The sequence below is a fragment of the Bradyrhizobium sp. 31Argb genome (assembly GCF_043638955.1).
Lineage (GTDB): Bacteria > Pseudomonadota > Alphaproteobacteria > Rhizobiales > Xanthobacteraceae > Bradyrhizobium.
Window position 1 is genome coordinate 1 of record NZ_JBEGDB010000589.1, and the last position, 1,380, is coordinate 1,380.

1 protein-coding gene and 1 pseudogene are annotated in these 1,380 nt (G+C 60.4%); both read right to left on the reverse strand.

The window, feature by feature from the left end; genetic code table 11:
* Positions 1–205 precede the first annotated feature (205 nt).
* Positions 206–880, reverse strand: a complete 675-nt coding sequence (locus tag AAFX91_RS41650) for a hypothetical protein (RefSeq protein ID WP_394570341.1) — start codon at positions 878–880, stop codon at positions 206–208.
* A gap of 45 nt (positions 881–925) precedes the next feature.
* Positions 926–1,380: pseudogene (locus AAFX91_RS41655) on the reverse strand (hypothetical protein); the annotation flags it as partial.

Genomic DNA, 1,380 nt, shown 5'->3' on the forward strand with positions numbered 1-1,380 from the left:
AGATTGCAATCCGTTGCGCCAACGCGTTGCAATCCGTCCCTCCAAATCTTTGCGAATGGGACATAGACGTCGCTTACGGTCAACCGATTGTTGTCGACGTGCAGTTGACGGAGTCCTGCCGGGAGAGCCGTGGGCAGGCTGGTCAGCCGGTTCCCGCTGGCGCTGAGCAGCGTGAGGCCGGCTGGAAGCGTTGCGGGGAGGCTGGTCAGCTGATTGTTCGGGACGTACAGGCGCTGGAGCCCGACGGGAGGGTTGCGGGCAGGCTGGTCAGCCGGTTGCCGCTGGCGCGAAGGCATTCGATGCTGGCCGGGAGATTGGTGGGCAGGTTGGCGAGCCAATTGTTTCTGGCGTGGAGGGTTTGGAGACCGCTCGGAAGGATATCGGGCACGCTCGTCAGCTGATTGCCGTCGATATTCAGGTGTTGGAGCCCCGCCGGGAGGGCGGCGGACAAGGTGGTCAGGGACAGCAATGAAAGATCCAGCCACGGCGGTTCATGGGGCGCTGTTTCCTGCCAAGCTTTCGTTCGTCTTACCGCCTCTGGCCGATTCTCATGGTCGCCCTGCCCCGCTTCGGCCGCCCAGGCCTCAAGGATCTGATCTTGCGACGATTCGCCTGGAGCCGGAGTCTCGAGGTTCGTCGGATCGTCGGCGGCTGACGCACGCGGCTCTGTCAAAGCCTTGCCCTTCTGCTCCGCGCGCTCGAACCTTGCTGGTCCCCTTGTTCGGGAGTTTCGCAAGTCATGCCAGGCCTCGCTGGGCATGCGCAACGACTCGTCTCCAAGCCGATCGCCAGCACCACGAATGGTGATCAGCGACGATTGATGAAGCAGGCGATCAAGGACCGCGGCCGAGCAGTTGCAGCGAGACTCGTACGTCTGCACGACATCTGCTGCAATCGCCGTGGTTGATATTGCGAACAGGCTTCATCACATTTCTCGTTCTGAATCTGACCAGGTCAAATGGGTGACTCCTAGATAGAGACGCTCTCGTAGGCGACAAGTCTCGTGTAACGGCGTCGGGTTTCGCTCCGAGGCGGCGCGCATGTACCAAATGAGTCGGCGATGGCCGGCATGTCTGTTGCCGGATGATGAGCTTCCGCCGCCTCCAATGCTCGACCGCTTCGGCAATGCCGATGGTACCGTCATCCAAAAGCGCACGAGCAACGTCATTGTCTCGAACGTGACAATTTCATTGCGCTCAAGCCGCTTGATCACGTGCACGATGCGATCGAGCCGCTTGGCTATTGCAGCTCTCCCGCCGATCGGACTCGACCGCAGAAGGAAGCACCAATCGCAGCTTACTCCTAGGTCAGAAATATAGGCGACATCTGGATGCTTGAAGAAGGAACGCACCAAAGCTGGTCTGTTGCCGATGTCGGCGA